The organism is Thalassospira xiamenensis M-5 = DSM 17429, from assembly GCF_000300235.2.
GTDB lineage: Bacteria > Pseudomonadota > Alphaproteobacteria > Rhodospirillales > Thalassospiraceae > Thalassospira > Thalassospira xiamenensis.
In genome coordinates this window covers 244,832-263,483 of record NZ_CP004388.1, presented here as the reverse complement: position 1 = coordinate 263,483, position 18,652 = coordinate 244,832, and the positions used below count along the sequence as shown (strand labels likewise).

General features: G+C 56.9%; 18 protein-coding genes. 13 read left to right on the top strand and 5 right to left on the bottom strand.

Annotated features, from left to right (window positions below):
* Nucleotides 1-2 precede the first annotated feature (2 nt).
* Together TH3_RS01185 and TH3_RS01180 are read left to right on the top strand one after the other, a co-directional pair.
* Nucleotides 3-185, top strand: a complete 183-nt coding sequence (locus tag TH3_RS01185; protein ID WP_007089234.1) for a PLD nuclease N-terminal domain-containing protein — start codon at nucleotides 3-5, stop codon at nucleotides 183-185.
* Nucleotides 186-323: 138 nt separating this feature from the next.
* Nucleotides 324-803, top strand: a complete 480-nt coding sequence (locus TH3_RS01180) for a GFA family protein (RefSeq protein ID WP_007089235.1) — start codon at nucleotides 324-326, stop codon at nucleotides 801-803.
* Here TH3_RS01180 and TH3_RS01175 read toward each other — a convergent pair.
* Together TH3_RS01175 and TH3_RS01170 are read right to left on the bottom strand one after the other, a co-directional pair.
* A complete protein-coding gene (locus TH3_RS01175) occupies nucleotides 800-2,623 on the bottom strand; it encodes a TRAP transporter permease (protein WP_233421824.1) in 1,824 nt (607 codons plus the stop codon). The two genes, TH3_RS01180 and TH3_RS01175, sit on opposite strands and share 4 nt — an antisense overlap.
* 21 nt (nucleotides 2,624-2,644) lie before the next feature.
* A complete protein-coding gene (locus TH3_RS01170; RefSeq protein WP_114093872.1) occupies nucleotides 2,645-3,607 on the bottom strand; it encodes a TAXI family TRAP transporter solute-binding subunit in 963 nt (320 codons plus the stop codon).
* Between the two features lie 446 nt (nucleotides 3,608-4,053).
* Between TH3_RS01170 and TH3_RS01165 the strand changes: the two genes are divergently transcribed.
* Both TH3_RS01165 and TH3_RS01160 read left to right on the top strand, forming a co-directional pair.
* Complete coding sequence (locus tag TH3_RS01165; RefSeq protein ID WP_007089238.1) at nucleotides 4,054-5,430, top strand: MFS transporter; 1,377 nt, start codon at nucleotides 4,054-4,056, stop codon at nucleotides 5,428-5,430.
* A 206-nt stretch (nucleotides 5,431-5,636) separates the two neighbouring features.
* A complete protein-coding gene (locus tag TH3_RS01160) occupies nucleotides 5,637-7,829 on the top strand; it encodes a malate synthase G (protein WP_007089239.1) in 2,193 nt (730 codons plus the stop codon).
* Nucleotides 7,830-7,921: 92 nt separating this feature from the next.
* Here TH3_RS01160 and map read toward each other — a convergent pair whose 3' ends face one another.
* Both map and TH3_RS01150 read right to left on the bottom strand, forming a co-directional pair.
* Nucleotides 7,922-8,671, bottom strand: a complete 750-nt coding sequence (gene map / locus TH3_RS01155) for a type I methionyl aminopeptidase (RefSeq protein WP_007089240.1) — start codon at nucleotides 8,669-8,671, stop codon at nucleotides 7,922-7,924.
* A 65-nt stretch (nucleotides 8,672-8,736) separates the two neighbouring features.
* A complete protein-coding gene (locus TH3_RS01150; RefSeq protein ID WP_007089241.1) occupies nucleotides 8,737-10,404 on the bottom strand; it encodes a GGDEF domain-containing protein in 1,668 nt (555 codons plus the stop codon).
* A gap of 276 nt (nucleotides 10,405-10,680) precedes the next feature.
* On the opposite strand from TH3_RS01150, the gene TH3_RS01145 reads away from it, so the two are divergent.
* The gene (locus TH3_RS01145) at nucleotides 10,681-11,316 is read left to right on the top strand and encodes a trimeric intracellular cation channel family protein (protein ID WP_007089242.1); all 636 of its coding nucleotides are present in this window, start codon (nucleotides 10,681-10,683) and stop codon (nucleotides 11,314-11,316) included.
* A 9-nt stretch (nucleotides 11,317-11,325) separates the two neighbouring features.
* Here TH3_RS01145 and phnF read toward each other — a convergent pair whose 3' ends face one another.
* A complete protein-coding gene (phnF, locus tag TH3_RS01140) occupies nucleotides 11,326-12,039 on the bottom strand; it encodes a phosphonate metabolism transcriptional regulator PhnF (RefSeq protein WP_114093873.1) in 714 nt (237 codons plus the stop codon).
* Nucleotides 12,040-12,171: 132 nt separating this feature from the next.
* On the opposite strand from phnF, the gene phnG reads away from it, so the two are divergent.
* From phnG to phnN, 8 genes are read left to right on the top strand one after another with little or no spacing between them, the layout of a single operon-like run.
* On the top strand, nucleotides 12,172-12,660 hold the full coding sequence (gene phnG, locus TH3_RS01135) for a phosphonate C-P lyase system protein PhnG (RefSeq protein ID WP_007089244.1): 489 nt from the start codon (nucleotides 12,172-12,174) through the stop codon (nucleotides 12,658-12,660).
* A complete protein-coding gene (gene phnH / locus TH3_RS01130) occupies nucleotides 12,657-13,265 on the top strand; it encodes a phosphonate C-P lyase system protein PhnH (protein ID WP_007089245.1) in 609 nt (202 codons plus the stop codon). Before phnG ends, phnH begins: the two co-directional genes overlap by 4 nt.
* A gap of 1 nt (nucleotide 13,266) precedes the next feature.
* On the top strand, nucleotides 13,267-14,409 hold the full coding sequence (locus TH3_RS01125) for a carbon-phosphorus lyase complex subunit (RefSeq protein WP_007089246.1): 1,143 nt from the start codon (nucleotides 13,267-13,269) through the stop codon (nucleotides 14,407-14,409).
* 5 nt (nucleotides 14,410-14,414) lie between these two features.
* Nucleotides 14,415-15,344, top strand: a complete 930-nt coding sequence (locus TH3_RS01120) for an alpha-D-ribose 1-methylphosphonate 5-phosphate C-P-lyase PhnJ (protein WP_007089247.1) — start codon at nucleotides 14,415-14,417, stop codon at nucleotides 15,342-15,344.
* Nucleotides 15,344-16,126, top strand: coding sequence for a phosphonate C-P lyase system protein PhnK (phnK, locus tag TH3_RS01115; protein WP_007089248.1), 783 nt, complete (start codon nucleotides 15,344-15,346; stop codon nucleotides 16,124-16,126). Before TH3_RS01120 ends, phnK begins: the two co-directional genes overlap by 1 nt.
* 10 nt (nucleotides 16,127-16,136) lie before the next feature.
* The gene (gene phnL / locus TH3_RS01110; protein WP_007089249.1) at nucleotides 16,137-16,841 is read left to right on the top strand and encodes a phosphonate C-P lyase system protein PhnL; all 705 of its coding nucleotides are present in this window, start codon (nucleotides 16,137-16,139) and stop codon (nucleotides 16,839-16,841) included.
* A complete protein-coding gene (locus TH3_RS01105) occupies nucleotides 16,834-17,976 on the top strand; it encodes an alpha-D-ribose 1-methylphosphonate 5-triphosphate diphosphatase (protein ID WP_007089250.1) in 1,143 nt (380 codons plus the stop codon). The genes phnL and TH3_RS01105 overlap by 8 nt, the downstream gene beginning before the upstream one ends.
* Entirely contained in the window at nucleotides 17,973-18,599 is a 627-nt protein-coding gene (gene phnN, locus TH3_RS01100; protein ID WP_007089251.1) for a phosphonate metabolism protein/1,5-bisphosphokinase (PRPP-forming) PhnN, read from the top strand. The genes TH3_RS01105 and phnN overlap by 4 nt, the downstream gene beginning before the upstream one ends.
* Nucleotides 18,600-18,652: the final 53 nt, after the last annotated feature.

The following is an 18,652-nucleotide window of genomic DNA, read 5'->3' as shown; positions in this document are numbered from 1 at the left end:
TTATGGAATATGGTGGAATTCTCGGACTGATCATTCTGATTGCCGATATCTGGGCGATCATCAATGTCATGGGCAGCGGTGCCAGCACCGGTTCAAAAATCATCTGGACGATTCTGATCCTCGTGTTGCCGGTTCTCGGCCTGATCATATGGCTGTTTGCCGGTCCGCGTAGCGGACGCGCTTAACGCAGAAATCACTAACAGCACCCAATAGCCGCCAGGGACAAAGCACCCTGGCGAAGAACCTGTTGGCATTCCGGTCAGGCACGCATTAATTTGCATGCCTGACCTTTTTTGTGCGCAATTACAACCGGGTGCCAGTCGATGGACAAGATTTCCTATCCCGTCAAAGGATCCTGCCGTTGCGGGAAACTTGAAATCACGCTGGCAGCACCCCCGGTCCTGACCGCAGCCTGCCATTGTCGCGGTTGCCAGAAAATGAGCTCAAGCGCCTTTTCGCTAACAGCGATGTGCAAATCAGACAGCTTTCGCGTTGTACGCGGAACACCGGTCAAAGGCGGCGCTCAAGGCCCCGAACTGGATCATTTTTTCTGCCCGGACTGCAAGACATGGATGTTTACCCGGATCACCGGCATGGATGATTTTGTTAATGTCCGCCCGACCCTGTTTGATCAGAAGTCCCTTGCCACACCCTTCATTGAAACCATGACATCTGAAAAACTGCCATGGGTCAGCATCCCGGCACAGCACAGCTTCACGGGCTTCCCGGATGTCGATGATTTCATGAAGCTGCTTGATGATTTCAGGCAGACGCAGGACCAACAGGGAAGCCGCCGGGGTTAAACCCCGGCAACAAAAATGACAAGCCCGCCCAGAACGCCCGATGCGATGCGGACCAGAACCGGGCGCGGCGATATCAGGCCATAGGAAATCGCCGTCAGACCAACCGCAACCTTAAGCCCGGCAACCAACGCCCAAACCGGATTGGCCGCAAGATCAATCAATGACCCGTTTGCGATCATCGCCAGCGGCACGATGTAAAGCCCGACGCCAAGCGCCATGGCCGTTCCGGCCACCTTCAGCCAGTTTTCCTCGACCATACCTGCGGCAATGAACACCGCGCCGCAAACCGGCGGGGTAATCGTCGACAGCAGGGCAAACCAGAACACGAACAGATGCGCCTGCAACGGATCAAGCCCAAGCTCGGTCAGGGCGGGTCCGGCCACCGAAACACAGATCACATAGGCCGCCGTGGTCGGCACTTCCATGCCAAGGATCAGACATGCAATCGCGGTCAGAAGCAAGGCAGGCCACAACATCCCGCCGGACCCCGACAGCAGAAGGGATGTGATCTTCACGCCAAGCCCGGTCAGACCCAAAACACCGATAACGATGGACGCACACAAAATGATCGCAGCAATCATCGATACCTGCCGCCCGGCACTCAGGCAGACCTCGGTAAATCTTTCGCCCGTCCGTCTCAGGCTGAATTGCAGATTGCCATCTAAAAACAGCAAAGCCGCACCGGCAATCATCGCAAGGCAGGCGGCATATTGCGGCGTATAGCCACCGCCAAACATGCCCCAAAGCAGGATCGCAAATGGCACAAGAAAGAAGGCGGAGGTTACAATGACCGCGCGGGTATCAGGCCGGTCTTTTTCCGGCACACCGGGCAAGTCATAGCGAAGCGCAAAGGCATTGATCCCGACCCACACCGCCAGAAAATAAAGGATTGCCGGCAAAATGGCCGCAACCATGATCTCGACATAGGGCCGCCCGGTCAGCTCGACCATGACAAAGGCCCCGGCCCCCATCAATGGCGGCATGATCTGCCCGCCCGACGATGCCACCGCCTCGACCGCGGCGGCCAGTTTTTTCGGATAGCCAAGCTTGGTCATGGCCGGAAGGGTAATCGCCCCGGTGGACGCCACATTGGCCGACGCAGACCCGGAAATGGAGCCAAACAACGCCGACGAAATCACCGAAACCTTGGCCGCGCCACCGCGCAACCGTCCGGCGGCCGCACCGGCAACATTCATGAAGCCCTGCCCGGCTTCGCCGCCATTCAGGATCGCGCCAAAGATGACAAAGATCGCAACGATGCTGACCGAAACCCCGGTCAGGCTTCCCCAAAGGCCGCCTTCGGCAATGGTCAGCGTACCCAGCATGCTTTCAATCGGAAGCCCGCCATGGCCGAATTCACCGGGAATATATTCGCCAAAAAACCCATAAAGCAGCGCAATCGCCGCAACACTCGGCAAAGGCCATCCGATGGCGCGCCGTGCCATTTCAAGAACAATGCCCAGCAGGGCAAATGATATGGCAATTTGCAGATTCCCGACCAGGAACCCGTATTGATCACCCAGCATGCCGTGATTGAACGCCACCCACAAACACGCCGCAAGCCCGATCACGGTCAGGATCAGACCGCTGATTTTCTGCCACGGTGTTTTGGCAACAAACACCAATGCCCAAGGCAACGCCAAAGCCATATGCAACGGCCGACTGACCAGATTGGGAACCAGCCCCGAAAAAATCAGCCAGAGATGAAAAAAGATGGATACCGCGCCAAGCGCAATCCAGAAAGGGCGGGAAACAGCAGACATCGTAATCCTGATACGTCCGATAAAGAACGGCCCGGCTGTGGCGGCCGGGCCTGTCATCACATTATTGCCAATCGGCGATCAATTCTGATCGTCGCGAACCGGAAAACCTGCCTCGGCGTAAAAACGAAGCGCGCCGGGGTGAATTTTACCCTTGATATTGGCCAGCATTTCCTGGGTCACACCTTTCCACCATGACGCGTTCGAGCTCATGGCGGATTTCTGGCCCCAGTAAGTTTTGGTCAGTTGATAGGCGGTTTCATCATCCATCTCGGTCGTGGCATAGGCAACCACCGACAGGGAAGACGTGCGGATATCATCCTTCTGACCGTTATAGGTCCCGGCCGGGATCACCGTCAGATCGCGCTTGGTCATCGCAAGCTGGTCATCGGAAAGCGACAGGATATTGACATCCGTGCCTGCCGCGGCCTCGATCACGTTCGGCGCGGGCCAGGAACCGGCAGTGACAAAACCGTCAATCTGACCGTTTTTAAGGGCGGCAACCGCGTTGGACAGCTCCGCTTCTGACAACGTGACCTTATCTTTAAGCCCGAACAGATCGAGGTATTTTTCACCCTCATTCGCGCCAAACGACCCCTTGCCAAGCAGAATGGTTTTCCCTTCAAGCCCGGCAAAGTCGGTCACACCGGCATCGGCACGCATCACGAAATGCATGGTCAGCGACGGGATCGGGAACAGGGCCCGGACTTCATTGAATTTTTCGGTCGGACGCCCTTCAAACGCCCCCTTGCCTGCCTGCGCAAGGCCAACAAGTGCGGGCGGGCTTGTGAAAAGATAATTGCCCGGGCGAACCGATGCTTCCATCACGTTCTGGACCGATCCCTGGCTTTCCTCGACCGTGACGATGATTTCGCCGTCCGTACCGGTCTTGATCGCTTCTGCGAACTGGGCTGCCATCTGATAATAGGATGACGCCGCCTTGGCCGATTTGAAAGTGACGCGGGTTTCTGCCTGGGCGGCACTTACGGCCGACAGGACAACAATACCGGTCGCGATTGCGCCGATTGTACGAAGAATGTTCAAGGTTTCCTCCCCTTGCAGAACCCGGGCACCGGTCGGTTTGCAAATACCGAACTTGGGTGCGGATCGGGCCAATAGTGGCGATCAACGCAAAAATCCGTCTTTACGGCAACGGATTTTGGCAAATTGCTTCCAATTCCAAGTCATAGAGCGCATCAAAGGGCCGAAGGTCAAGCTGGTTATTCGCTCAGCCCACCCTTTACCGGTTTCAACCTTATCGCACTTTTAACATGGCAGTTGCGCAAAACCGGTACTGTTCGCGGCAGGGCTTCGACTTTAATTCAATGCTTGAAATTCTGCGGAACATCTTATGCGCCGTAACGTTCGATCCGTCACATGTCCCGCAAGGCTGACAAGACCTTTCAGAACAGCACCTTGTAAAGATTGACAGGGTTCCCGACCTTCGCGCAGGGTAGACCCTGCCGCGACTTTACCACCAGAGGATAGCAATGCCCCGTTCGCCGGTCGCACTGATCATCGCATTATCTGCGACATTGTTTGCAGCCTTCACCCTCAATACCGGGGCGTCGCTGCAATCCTCGCTGCTGGCGTTGCGCGCCTCGTCGGAGGGATTTGCCCCGATCTATACCGGTATCATCATGGCATCCTATTATGCCGGGTTTATCGGCGGGATCATCTGGGGGGCGGGGCTTGTCAACCGTGTGGGGCATATCCGGACCTTTGCCGCACTGGCATCGACCGGATCGGCAATTACGCTTTTGCATGCCGTGTTTGTGGATCCGATTACCTGGTCGCTGTTTCGTGCCATGACGGGCCTGTGCATTTCGGCCCTGTATCTGGTGATTGAAAGCTGGCTCAACGAACAGGTCGACAATACATCGCGCGGCGGCATGATTGCCGCCTACATGACCGTGTCGCTGGCGGGTCTTGCCATCGGGCAGCTGTTGCTGAACGTGTCACCGATTGGCAGTTTCGAACTGTTTACCGTGGCATCGGTCCTTTTGTCGCTGTCTCTGGTGCCGATTGCACTCACCCGGCAGCCCCCGCCCGCCGCGGTCAGTGGCGCACGCATGAAATTCCGCCAGCTATACGCCATTTCGCCGCTCGGCTTTGTCGCCGCCGCCGGCAGTGGCGTTCTGTCCGGTGCGATTTATGGCGTCGGTCCGATCTTTGCCTCCGACCTTGGATTGGCAACCAATGAGGTCGCCAACTTCATGGCCTTCGTCATTCTGGGCGGCATGATCATGCAATGGCCGATTGGCCGCCTGTCCGACATTGTCCCGCGCCAGTATGTCATGATCGCCGTGCTGATCGGGCTTGCCATCTGCGGGTTGTTCCCGCTTGTCGCGCCGGAAGTCGTGCGCGCCAATCTTACTGTGTGGGGCGCGATCATCGGCATTTTCATCATGCCGGTTTATGGCCTGTCGGTCGCCTATGTGAATGACTATCTGCAACCGGACCAGATTGTTTCCGCATCGGGTGGCCTCTTGATCATTTATGGCGGGTCTGCTGCCACCGGGCCGATCATCGGGTCGCTTGCCATTGGTCATTTTGGTCCGTGGGGCATGCCGGTTCTGTTTGCGATTGTCGGCGTGCTGGTGGCAAGCTTTGCCATCTATCGTGCCGGTTTCGGTCGCCGCATCACGATCGAGGAACAGGGTCAGTTTGTCGCCGTTCCGCGCACCACGCCCATGGCACTTGAAATGTCGCCCATCACCGATGACATCGTCGAGGAAGAAGACGGAAGTGCGTCACATGCCGCCGACCGACCGGACGATATCGGCCATCCCGCGACAGATGACACTGCTGATCAGGCGGGTTCAGCCCCGGATCAAGGCCCAAATCAACACAGACACAATCCTTAACACCCCCGCTTTGGGCAAAATTTAGCGGCATATAACGGCAATAATCATCCGCCGGGCGTCGGTATCGTTTCCACAATACGGAAAACATCCCACGAAAGTGAAACCGGCTGTGGACCCTGCCCGCTTCCAGCCCATATGTTGTGACAAAGATATGCATCGGTCACATCGGGCCGTTGCAAAAGACTTCAAGCCTGTCGAGAGGAAACATGACCCAACGTATCACCAAAGGCGGCCTTCAGATCGCAACCGTTCTGCATGATCTGGTTGCCAACGAAATCACCCCGGGCACCGGTGTCTCCTCCGACCAGTTCTGGGCATCGTTCGAAAAGCTCGTGAACGAACTTGGCCCACGGAACCGTTCGCTGCTGGCAAAGCGCGACGAGTTGCAGGACAAAATCGACGAATGGCACCTGTCTCGGCAGGATCAGGCCCGTGACCCGCTGGCCTATAAGGAATTCCTCAAGGAAATCGGCTATCTTCTGCCCGAAGGCGACGATTTCTATATTTCGACCACCAATGTTGACCCGGAAATCGCCCGTGTTGCCGGCCCGCAGCTGGTCGTGCCGGTGATGAATGCGCGTTACGCGCTTAATGCGGCCAATGCCCGCTGGGGCAGCCTTTATGACGCGCTCTATGGCACCGATGTCATTGACGATGCCGATGGCAAGGAAAAGACCGCTGGCTTTAATCCCAAGCGCGGGGCAGCCGTCGTTGCCTATGCCGCAAAATTCCTTGATCAGGCGGTGCCGCTGGCCAATGGCAAACATGCCGATGTCGCCAAATACGAAGTCCGCGAAGACGGTTCTGGCTGGTGGACATTGGTGGTGACCCTGTCAGACGGCAGCGAAACATCGCTGGCACAGCCATCGCAATTTATTGGCTACAACGAAAAAGACGGTGCCCTTTCCGAAGTCCTGCTGCGCAATCATGGCCTGCATCTGGAAATCCGCATTGATCCCACGCACCCGATTGGCAAAACCCATGCGGCCGGTGTCTGCGATGTGATCATGGAATCCGCCCTGACCACCATTCAGGATTGCGAGGATTCGGTTGCCGCCGTTGATGCCGAAGACAAGGTTGCGGTGTATCGCAACTGGCTTGGCCTGATGAAAGGCACGCTGGAAGAAAGCTTTGAAAAGGGCGACAAAACCGTTACCCGCCGCCTCAACCCGGACCGTTCCTATCAGGGGTTTGATGGCCACAATGTTGTCCTGCCGGGGCGCAGTCTGATGCTGGTGCGCAATGTTGGCCACCTGATGACAAGCGACGCGGTGCTGGATGCCAATGGCAACGAAGTCCCCGAAGGCTTCCTTGATGCGATGATGACCAGCCTGATCGCCAAACACGACATTGACGGCAATAGCAGCGTTTCAAACTCGCGCCACGGCAGCGTCTATATCGTGAAGCCGAAAATGCACGGGCCCGAAGAAGTCGCCCTGACCAATGATCTGTTTGCCTTTGTCGAACGTGAAATTGGCCTGCCGGAAAATACCCTTAAGGTCGGCATCATGGACGAGGAACGCCGCACGACGGTGAACCTCAAGGAATGCATCCGTGCTGCCCAGGACCGTGTTGTTTTCATCAATACCGGGTTCCTCGACCGCACCGGCGATGAAATCCACACCAGCATGGAAGCAGGCCCGGTCGTTCGCAAGGAAGCGATGAAAGACCAGTACTGGATTTCGGCCTATGAAAACTGGAATGTCGATGTCGGCCTTGAATGCGGCATGAAGGGCATCGCCCAGATTGGCAAGGGCATGTGGGCCAAACCGGATCGCATGGCCGAAATGATGACCGCCAAAATCGGCCATCCCAAAGCCGGGGCCAACTGCGCATGGGTTCCATCCCCCACTGCGGCCACCCTGCATGCCATGCATTACCATCAGGTCGATGTCCGTGCCGTACAGGACGAAGTTGGCAAACGCGAACGCGCCAGCCTCGATGATATCCTCTCGATCCCGCGTCTTGGCGACATCAACCCGATGCCAAGCGAAATCCAGGAAGAACTTGATAACAACGCCCAAGGCATTCTTGGCTATGTTGTCCGCTGGATCGATGCCGGGGTTGGCTGCTCCAAAGTGCCCGATATCAACAATGTCGGCCTGATGGAAGACCGCGCCACATTGCGCATTTCCAGCCAGCATATCGCCAACTGGCTCCATCACGGGCTTTGCACCAAGGATCAGGTGATGGAAACCATGAAACGCATGGCCGCCGTCGTCGACAAACAGAACGAAGGCGACCCGGAATATCGCAACATGGCACCGAACTTTGATGACAGTGTTGCCTTTGCTGCCGCCTGTGATCTGGTGTTCAAGGGCCGCGAACAGCCAAACGGCTATACCGAACCGGTCCTGCACGCGCGTCGCCGCGAAGCCAAGGCAAAATACGGCGCATAACTGCCATCAATACCGCACTAAAAAGGCCGCCCGACATGTTCCGGGCGGCCTTTTTCATATCCATCATGCAGCGCAATATAAACCGGTCGGGTTTATCCGGCCAATGTCATGATTTCATAGCCATTCTGTGTCACCACCAGCGTATGTTCGTATTGTACGGTGGGTGCGCCGGTATCGGCATACAGCGTCCAGCCATCATCCCCGTCAAGCGCCCAGTTCGACCCCCGCGACAGGAACGGTTCGATGGTGATGACCTGACCTTTTTTCAGCGACCGGCGTTCGCGCGGATCATCCCATGTCGGGATGGTTTCCGGCGCTTCGTGCAATGATTTTCCGATCCCGTGACTGGCCAGATTTTTAATCAGGCTGTAACCGCCCTTTCGGGCAAAGTTTTCGATCCGAAGACCGATTTCACGGATCGGTGCCTTGTCGCGCACGACCTTGATCCCCGCCCACATTGCCTTTTTGCCATCATCGCACAGCTTCACGATTTCAGGGCGCGGCGTTCCGACGATAAAGCTGGCACCGGTATCGGAAAAATAGCCGTCAAGCGACGCCGACACATCGATATTCACAAGATCGCCATCCGCCAGAACCCGATCACCCGGAATACCGTGTGCGACTTCCTCATTCACACTGATGCAGGTCGCACCGGGAAAATCATATTCGCTTTCGGGTGCTGAAACCGCCCCGGCATCCTCAAGGACCTTGCGGCCAATGGCATCAAGTTCGGCGGTGGTCATGCCTGCAACGGCAGCGGCCCCCATCACGTCGCGCGCACGCGCACAGATGCGTCCAATACGGCGCAGATGTTCAAGTTCGGTTTCTGATGAAATGGTCATGGATTGCTTAATGCTTAGCAATCACCACCAAGTCAAGCCATTGGATGGTCATGTCTGACCCGATTTCAGGTGCGTGAGCCGGAATTCTGCGCGCGGTTTTCATCGCCATGAATGACATAGCGATGCTTGCCCTTGCTTTTGGCCACATAAAGCGCCTGATCGGCCTGCTCCAGCAGCGTCTCCGGGCGGGTGGCATGATCGGGATAAACAGCGATACCGATGCTGATATTGATCGATATCCGGTTTCCGCCGGTAATGAACGGCATAAGAATGTCATTAAGGATTCGTTCGGCCAAAGCGCGTATTTCGGTCACACCGTTTTCGCCAAGATGCGAAACAATGACCATCTCGTCGCCGCCGGTGCGGGCAACCAGATCCCCACCGCGCACACAGCGACGCAGCCGACGGGCAACTTCACACAGCACCTCGTCCCCTGCCGCATGCCCCAGCCGGTCATTGATCGGTTTGAAATCGTCCAGATCAAGAACAAGAACGCCAAGCTGACTGCGCTGGCGGTTGGCCTGTGCCAGGGCATGTTCGAAATAAACATCCAGTGCCAGACGGTTGCCAAGCCCGGTCAGGGGATCATGATGCGCAATATGCTTCATCTCGCCAAGGGCGTTGTCCTTCTCGGTCAGTTTAACGACCAGACTGTTCAGGCTGCTTGAAAGCGTGCGGATTTCGCGCGCCCCTGCAACCTGTGGCAGGTTTTCGATCTCACCACGTTTAAGCTCCCCGGCGGCATTCGCGATCCTGACCAGCGGGCCGACGATGAAACCAGCCCCCCACCAGGCAATGATGCTAAACAGCACCGCAAGACCAAGGCCCAGCGCCAGAATATCGGAACGCAAATCGTTGACCGGCATCAATGCCGAGGTTACCGGCTGGCGCACAAGCACAGTCCAGCCAAGCCCGGCATAATCAAGGTGGCCATCGGCCGGTGCAGCCCCCGTAAGATAGTCATTGCCATCGGGCCAGCGGGCGATCTGCCAGCCCGCATTCGGCGTGTCGTTTGCACTTTTCAGATCAAGATCAAGCTTCTGGCCCGCCCTTTCAAAATCCGGCGCAAGCAGGACCGTGCCATCGGCACTGATGACAAAGATATCAACGCTCCGATGCAAACCCTGGCCTGCGAACAGGTTGCGCCTTACCGTATTCGCCCACTCCCAGCTCAGATGCGTTGCCAGAACACCATTGAAGTTACCGGCATCGTTTAGCAACGGAACGGCAATATCAACAAACTGGATCGGCTCGCCGGTCGGGCCCGGAAATTTTTCGGCCAGCAATTTGGCGTCATGGACATCGCCAATGAACATCTCCTTGCGGCCAAACTCAAAAACCGGCCGTGCCGAAGCATCCGTGCCGACCAGAATATCCCCCGTAGCGGCAACAACGGTGCCATCCGCATCCAGCACGCCGATCCATGTGAAAATTGGCAATTCATGCTGCAACCGGTTGATCAGTTCGCTGGCCTGATCAATGTCATTCAGGTTTCGGATCGCGCGCAAGGTACTAAGAACCGCGACTTCACCGCGATGGGTCCACATCGTGCGATCAAGCTCGTCTGCCATTTGCAGGGCAACATCGGCCACACCAGTGCCGATCTGCCTTGTCAGAACGTCGGCCGACCTTTGACCAACGACATAGCTCATGATGCCGGCAAGTGCCGCAACAAGCACAGCAGTGACCAGCGCAATCTGGACACGGACACCCACCTGCGAAAAGCTTTTCACAGTCAATCCTCTCACTTCCCTACGGACAGCCTTATTTGCGATTGCCCGATTTATATGCCGTCATTTTTAAGACATGCGGCTTATCGTGTGCTGCATATAAGACCGCGCTCTCGGCTTTTTAAGACGAACGGGGAAAACATTTTCCAAAGCCATCTTACGTTTGGCATGATGGCACCAAACATACTGAAAAATCGGTGATACTGAAATTCTATGCCATCCGGCAAGTCAGATCGATCCGATAAGACTGCATATCTGAAACGGTGTTGAAGCGACATTATGACAATTACCCAGATTATTTATTGGCTCGAACTGACCGGCGTTGCCGTTTTTGCCGTGACCGGCGCGCTGGAAGCATCGCGGCGCCAGATGGATATTGTCGGCTTCGTTTTGATCGCGACCTTTACCGGCATCGGCGGCGGGACGGTTCGCGACGTGATCACCGGCGCCACACCGGTTTTCTGGATCAGGGACCCGGCCTGGGTCATTACCTGTATCGGCAGTGCCGTCTTCACCTATTTCACCGCCCATCTGGTTGAACGGCGTTATGTCGCGCTGATCTGGCTTGATGCGCTTGGTCTTGCGATGTTTGGCGTGACGGGGGCGGCTATCGGCCTTAACCTTGGCGTATCGCCATTGGTTGCCATCATCCTTGGCACCATCACGGCCACATTTGGCGGCATGGTCCGTGATGTGGTGTGTAACGAAATTCCGCTGATCCTGCGCCCTGAAATTTACATCACCTGCGCGCTTCTCGGCGCATCAATCTATGTGATCGGCACCGATATACTGTCGCTTCCCCGTGCCCCGGTCGCCCTGATCGCGTTCCTGTGTTCCTTCGCCCTGCGCGCAAGTGCCATATGGTTTAAACTGAGCTTCCCGGTCTATAGGGCCCGTCCGGGGCGGGAATACTGAACCTGTCTGCTACTCGACAATCAACTGCACCCGGTCACTGGAAAAGGCGGTAATCCCGTATTCAATCGGTACACCGGCAGAATCGACATCAACACTTTCCGTCGATATCACCGGCCGGTTTTTGGCCTGTTTCAGCAGGCTTGCCACACGTGATGATGGCAACTGGGCACTGATGCGGGTGGTTTTGCGGCTGTAATCATCAATCCCGAAATGCTTGAAAGCTTCGGTCAGGGATTTTGTCTGGGTAAATATCTCGACAATCCCCTCGAACCGGGCAACCGGAAGATAGCTTGTCGCCACCGCCAGCGGAATGCCATCGGCCTCCGACACGGAAAACAGTTCGACAACCCGCGTCCCCGGTTTGACATCCAGAAACTGGGCGATGGTTGCACTGGCTTTCAGGATTTCAGACGAAATCAATCTCTTGTCGGGCAATCGATGACGGCCCGATACGATCTGGGAAAACCGCGTTTTGGCACCAAGCGGATAATCCAGAATCTGTTCCTGAACAAATGCCCCCCGCCCCTGTTCGACACGCACGACATTGGCATCGACAAGGGCTGACATCGCACGTCGCACCGTATGGCGATTCACGCCGAATCGGCGGACCAGTTCCATCTCGGTCGGCATTTTATCGCCGGGTGCGAACACCCCGCTGGCAATATCGGCAAGAAGCTGTTTTTCGATTTGCTTCCAGATAGATAGCCCTGCTTCCCAATCCATCGAAATCCCCATTCACAAAACTTTCACCGCAAGGCCTTTGCCAAGCCCGCGTAATCGTCTTATAACGTGAATATGTATAGACGTCTAGACAAATTTTGAATTTGTCGACACCCGCATAGAAGGATCAGACAGATGACGGCGCAACCCGCCCCGCAATCCGGATCAGACCACGGATCGAACATCGATCCCGCCACACAGGCACGCCAACGCTGGATGGCGGTGCTGGCCCGCACGGACCGCACAATTCTTGAACAGGAATGGCACGATCATTTTGCCGATGTGCAATGGAGCCACCTGCGCGAACCGCAAATCGGCATGGTCATGGTGCGCGGTCGCGCCGGTGGGGCCGGGCAGCGCTTCAACCTTGGCGAAATGACCGTCACACGCTGCGCGGTCACTTTGTCCGACGGCACCGTCGGTCATGCCTATGTCAAGGGACGCGACAAGATACAGGCGCAATATGCCGCCCTGTTTGATGCCATCATGCAACGCGACGACGCCGCGTCCGATTTCATCGACATGCTCGCCCGCCAGCAGGCCGAGGCAAAACGCGAAGCCGCCCGCAAGGCTGCGGCCACCAAGGTCGATTTCTTTACCCTTGTCCGCGGAGAAGACGAATGACCCCACAAGCCCGGACCCCCGAATTGCTGCGCGGTTTTGAAAATGCCGCCTTTGAGTCCAATGCCGTGTTTCGCACCCTTCTGGATGCCATGGCGCATCCCGGTCGGATTTACGATCTGCCGCTTGATCTCCCGGCACCGGCCGGGCTGAACAAATCCGCAACCGCCTTTCTGCTGGCGATGGCCGATATGGATACGACAATCTGGCTCTCCCCCGATTGCGCATCAAATGCTGCCAATACCCATCTTAAATTCCATTGCGGCAGCCCGATCACCGGAACACCATCCGCTGCCGATTTTGCCGTGGTCAACCTTGGCGAAGATCTTGGTTTCATCACCGATCTGGCGCTTGGCAATGCCGAATATCCCGATCAGTCGGCAACCCTGATCCTGATGGTCGAAGACATATCGGACAAGGCCGACATGATCCTGCGGGGCCCCGGCATCAAGGACAGTCAGAACCTTTCCGTGCCCGGCCTGCCCGCCGCCTTCCACGCATGGCGTTCTGAAAACCATCATCTGTTCCCCTGCGGTGTCGATGTCGTCTTTGCCGCAGATCGCAAAATCGCCGCCCTTCCGCGCACCACCCGGATCGAGGTCAGATAAAATGTATGTAGCCGTCAAAGGTGGCGAACGCGCCATCAACAATGCCCACCGGCTTCTTGCCGAAAAACGCCGTGGCGACAGGGACGTTGCCGAAATCGAAACCAGCCAGATCGAACAGCAATTGTCGCTGTCGGTCACCCGCGTCATGGCCGAAGGATCGCTTTATGACCGCGATCTCGCCGCCCTTGCCATCAAGCAGGGTCGCGGGGACCTGATCGAGGCAATCTTTCTGATGCGCGCCTATCGCACCACATTGCCGCGTTTTGCCTTTTCCAAGCCGGTCAAAACCGCCGAAATGGATATCGCACGCCGCATTTCGGCAACCTTCAAGGATCTGCCGGGTGGGCAGATTCTCGGCCCGACATTTGACTACACCCACCGCCTGCTTGATTTCACCCTGATGGCCAATGGCGAGGAACCGGCAACCGCCCACACCGCCGATCATCCGGTGGATGAAACCATGCCCCGCGTTCTTGACGACCTTCTGAATTACGAGGGCCTGATACAAGACGAACCCAACCCGACCAATGATGACGCCCCGGTCGCCGATCTGACGCGCGAGCCGGTCAAATTCCCCGCCGACCGTGATCTGCGCCTGCAAAACCTCGCCCGCGGGGACGAGGGCTTTGTGCTGGCACTGGGTTATTCCACCCAGCGCGGCTACGCCAACAGCCACGCCTTTGTCGGTGAAATCCGCTATGGCAGCGTTGCGGTCGAAATCGAACCCGAAGAACTCGGCTTTGCCATCGACATCGGCGATATCGAGCTGACCGAATGCGAAACCGTCAACAAATTCAAGGGTTCCAAAACCAAGCTGCCGCAATTCACCCGTGGTTACGGGCTTGTCTTCGGTCAGAACGAACGCAAGGCCATATCAATGGCGCTGGTGGATCGCGCCATGCGTGCGCGTGAAATGGGCGAACAGGTCATGGGCCCGGCCCAGGACGAGGAATTCGTCATGGAACATAGCGACAATGTGCAGGCAACCGGCTTTGTCGAACATATCAAGCTGCCGCACTATGTCGATTTCCAGGGCGAACTTGAACTTGTCCGGCGCATGCGTGCCGAAGTGCTTGAACGTCTGGCAAAGGCGGATGCAGCCGATGCCAAAAACGCCAGATCACAACCCGAAGCCGCGGAGTAACCAATATGGAACAGACCGTAAATAATCCGCCAGAAGCATCTTCGGCCTATAATTTTGCCTATCTTGACGAACAAACCAAACGCATGATCCGGCGCGCACTGCTAAAGGCCGTTGCCATCCCCGGATATCAGGTGCCGTTTGCCGGTCGCGAAATGCCGATGCCCTATGGCTGGGGTACCGGCGGGGTGCAGGTCACGGCCGCCGTCATCGGCCCGGACGATACCCTTAAAGTCATCGATCAGGGCGCGGACGACACCACCAATGCCGTGTCGATCCGGCAGTTCTTTGCCAAGACCGCCAATGTCGCCACCACCGAAAAAACCGCCGAGGCATCGATCATCCAGACCCGCCACCGCATTCCCGAAAAGGAACTGCGCGAAGACCAGATCCTTGTCTATCAGGTGCCGATCCCCGAACCGCTTCGCTTCCTTGAACCGCGCGAAACCGAAACCCGCAAGATGCACGCGCTCGAAGAATATGGCCTGATGCATGTGAAGCTCTATGAAGACATTTCGCGTCACGGCCATATCGCCACCACCTATGCCTATCCGGTAATGGTCGATGATCGCTATGTCATGGACCCGTCGCCGACGCCAAAATTCGACAATCCAAAAATGGACATGATGGCCGCCCTGCAACTTTTCGGGGCCGGCCGTGAAAAACGCATCTATGCCCTGCCACCCTACACCAAGGTCAAAAGCCTCGATTTCGAAGATCACCCGTTCGAGGTGCAAAGCTGGAAGGACGAATGCGGCATGTGCGGCGCAACCGACAGCTACCTTGACGAAGTCATCCTCGATGACAGGGGCAACCGGATGTTCGTCTGTTCGGACACCGATTATTGCAGCGAACGGCAGGACGCCGGCCATCGCGGCCCGCAACATCATGACCAGCCCCTTGGCACCAGCCACAGCAACGGAAAGGCCGCAGAATAATGACCCGCTCACATGAACCGCTTCTGCGCGTTTCCGACCTGACCATGATGTATGGCGACCGGGTCGGTTGCCGCAATGTCAGTTTTGAACTCCGCCCCGGCGAAGTGCTTGGCATCGTCGGTGAATCCGGGTCCGGAAAATCAACTTTGCTGCGCAGCATTTCCGCCCGGCAGGAACCGACAAAGGGCATGGTTGAATATCATACCCGCATTGATGGCATCCGCGATGTCTATCAGATGTCCGAAGCGCAACGTCGATTGCTGATGCGCACCGACTGGGCGTTTGTTCACCAGAATGCCCGCGATGGTTTGCGCATGAATGTCAGTGCCGGGGCCAATATCGGCGAACGCCTGATGGCGGTCGGTGATCGTCATTACGGCAATATCCGAAGCACCGCCGAAAACTGGCTTGGCAAGGTCGAAATTGCCACCGAACGCCTTGATGATCTGCCCTCAACCTTTTCGGGTGGCATGCAGCAACGCCTGCAGATTGCCCGCAACCTCGTAACCAGCCCGCGTCTCGTTTTCATGGACGAACCCACGGGTGGTCTGGACGTCTCGGTTCAGGCCCGCCTGCTCGATCTGCTGCGCGGGCTGGTTCACGACCTTAATCTGGCGGTGATCATCGTCACCCACGATCTGGCGGTTGCCCGCCTGCTATCGCATCGCCTGATGGTCATGCAGAACGGCGAAGTGATCGAAAGCGGCCTGACCGATCAGGTGCTCGACGATCCACAGCACGCCTATACCCAGTTGCTTGTTTCTTCCATCCTGCAAAACTAGGGCGATTGAAATGTCTGAAATGCTTCACGCCACAAACGTCGCCAAGGGCTTTACCCTGCATACTCAGGGCAGCGTCACGATCCCGGTATTCGAAGGGGTCGAATTCCGCCTGAATGCCGGTGAATGCATTGCGCTGACCGGTGAATCCGGATCGGGGAAAAGCACCTTCATGCGCATGCTTTATGCCAATTACACCTGTTCAAGCGGCTCGATCAGCGTGCTGCACGATGGCGACTGGCTTGATATCACCACCGCAAGCCCGCATGCGATCCTTGATATGCGTAAACGCACCATGGGCTATGTCAGCCAGTTCCTGCGCGTCATTCCGCGTGTGCCAACGCTTGAAATCGTCGCCGAGCCCCTGATCGCGCTGGGTACGGCCCGCGAAACGGCACTGGCAAAGGCCCGCGATCTTCTGACCCGCTTGCGCATTCCCGAACGTCTGTGGCAACTTTCCCCCCTGACCTTTTCCGGGGGCGAACAGCAGCGCGTGAATATCGCGCGCGGTTTCATCGCCGATTATCCGATCATGCTGCTTGATGAACCGACCGCATCGCTTGACACCCAAAATCGTGCCACGGTTCTGGCATTGATTGAAGAAGCCAAGGCACGCGGCGCTGCCATTGCCGGTATTTTCCATGATCACGACACCCGCGATGCGGTCTGCACGGGATCGTTTGATGTGACTTCGTTTAAAGTTGGGGCCAATGACTGAACAGATTTTTACCAATGCCAAAATTGTCCTGGCCAATGATGTCATCGAAGGTGCCGTTCAGATCAGGGATGGCCTGATCACCGATATCTCGGACCGCCCGTCCAACCTGCCCGGTGCCGAAGACATGGGTGGCGATTATCTGATGCCCGGACTGGTCGAACTGCATACCGACAATCTCGAAAAACACCTGACCCCGCGTCCCAAAACCCGCTGGCCCGCTACCGCTGCGGTGATTGCGCACGACAATCAGGTCGCCAGTGCCGGCATCACAACGGTCTTTGATGCCATCTCTGTCGGCGACGTCTCAGACGGATCAGAACGGATCGAACGACTGGTTGAATCGGTGACCGCCCTTCAGCATGCGCTCGAGAACAACCTTTTGCGCGCAGATCACAAACTGCATCTGCGCTGCGAAACATCCTATGGCGGGCTGGTCGAGGCGCTCGATAATCTGGTTGATCTGCCTCTGGTCAAGATGCTCTCGGTGATGGATCACACGCCGGGCCAACGCCAATTCGTCAGTCTGGATGCCTATTACACCTATTATCAGGGCAAATACGGCCTCTCGGACGAGGAAATGCGTAAATTCGTCGCCAGCCGCAAACGTGATTCCGAACTGTATTCCGCCAAACACCGCCGCCACGTTGTCGACGTCGCCCATAGCCGGGGCCTTGCACTGGCAAGCCACGATGACGCGACCGAGGAACACGTTGCCGAAGCCGTCGCCGATAAAATGACTGTCGCCGAATTCCCGACGACACTGGCGGCGGCCAAGGCATCACACGAAGGCGGGCTTGGCGTGATGATGGGCGGGCCGAACCTTGTGCGCGGCGGCTCCCACAGCGGCAATGTCGCCGCGGGCGATCTGGCAAAGCACGGCTATCTCGACATTATCTCAAGTGACTATGTCCCGCACAGCCTGCTGCACGGCGTCATGAAACTGTTTGATGATTTCGATGCCTATGACCTGCCGCGTGCGGTCCGCACCGCAACATTGACCCCGGCAAAACAGGTCGGCCTTGATGACCGGGGCGAAATTGCGGTTGGCAAACGCGGCGATCTGATCCGGGTCCATCATTCACCGCACCATCCGATTGTGCGCGGTGTGTGGCGTCTGGGAATCCGCGTGTCATGATCGCGCGCCATGACACCCCTCATGGCGTTTCGGAAAATGGATTGCTGATTCTTGTCGTCGGCCCCAGCGGGGTTGGCAAGGATACCCTATTGGATGCGGCAAGGACACGTTTGCACGACGATGAAACCATCCTGTTTCCCCGTCGCTGCATTACCCGCCCGGCCGGATCGGTTGGCGAAATCCATATTCCCGTGCGGGCCGAGGATTTTGCTTCGATGGCAAAGCAGGGTGCCTTCCTGCTGAGCTGGCGGGCGCACAATCTTTGTTACGGCATTCCCAATCATGTCCAAAACGACGTCGCCAACGGCAAAATCGTTGTCGTCAACGCATCACGCAGCGTGATTGACGATGCCCGCGATCTTCTGGGTCCCGATCACGTCCGGGTCATCAGCATCCGGGCCCACGAAGATGCCCTTCGCCAACGCCTTGTGGCCCGTGGCCGCGAAAGTTCCGACGATATCGAACAACGCCTGCGGCGCGCATCGGCCTATCAGGTCGATGGTCCCAACGTGATCGCCGTTGAAAATGACAATGACCTTGAAACCGGTATTGGCCGTTTCATTGATGCCATTTTCCACCGCACGGCACACACGGACCAAGCGCCTGGAAACCGGGCAGTCTAAACAAAAAATGCTGCAGCAAAACACTGCAGCATTTTTTAACTTCCGGGGCGCAA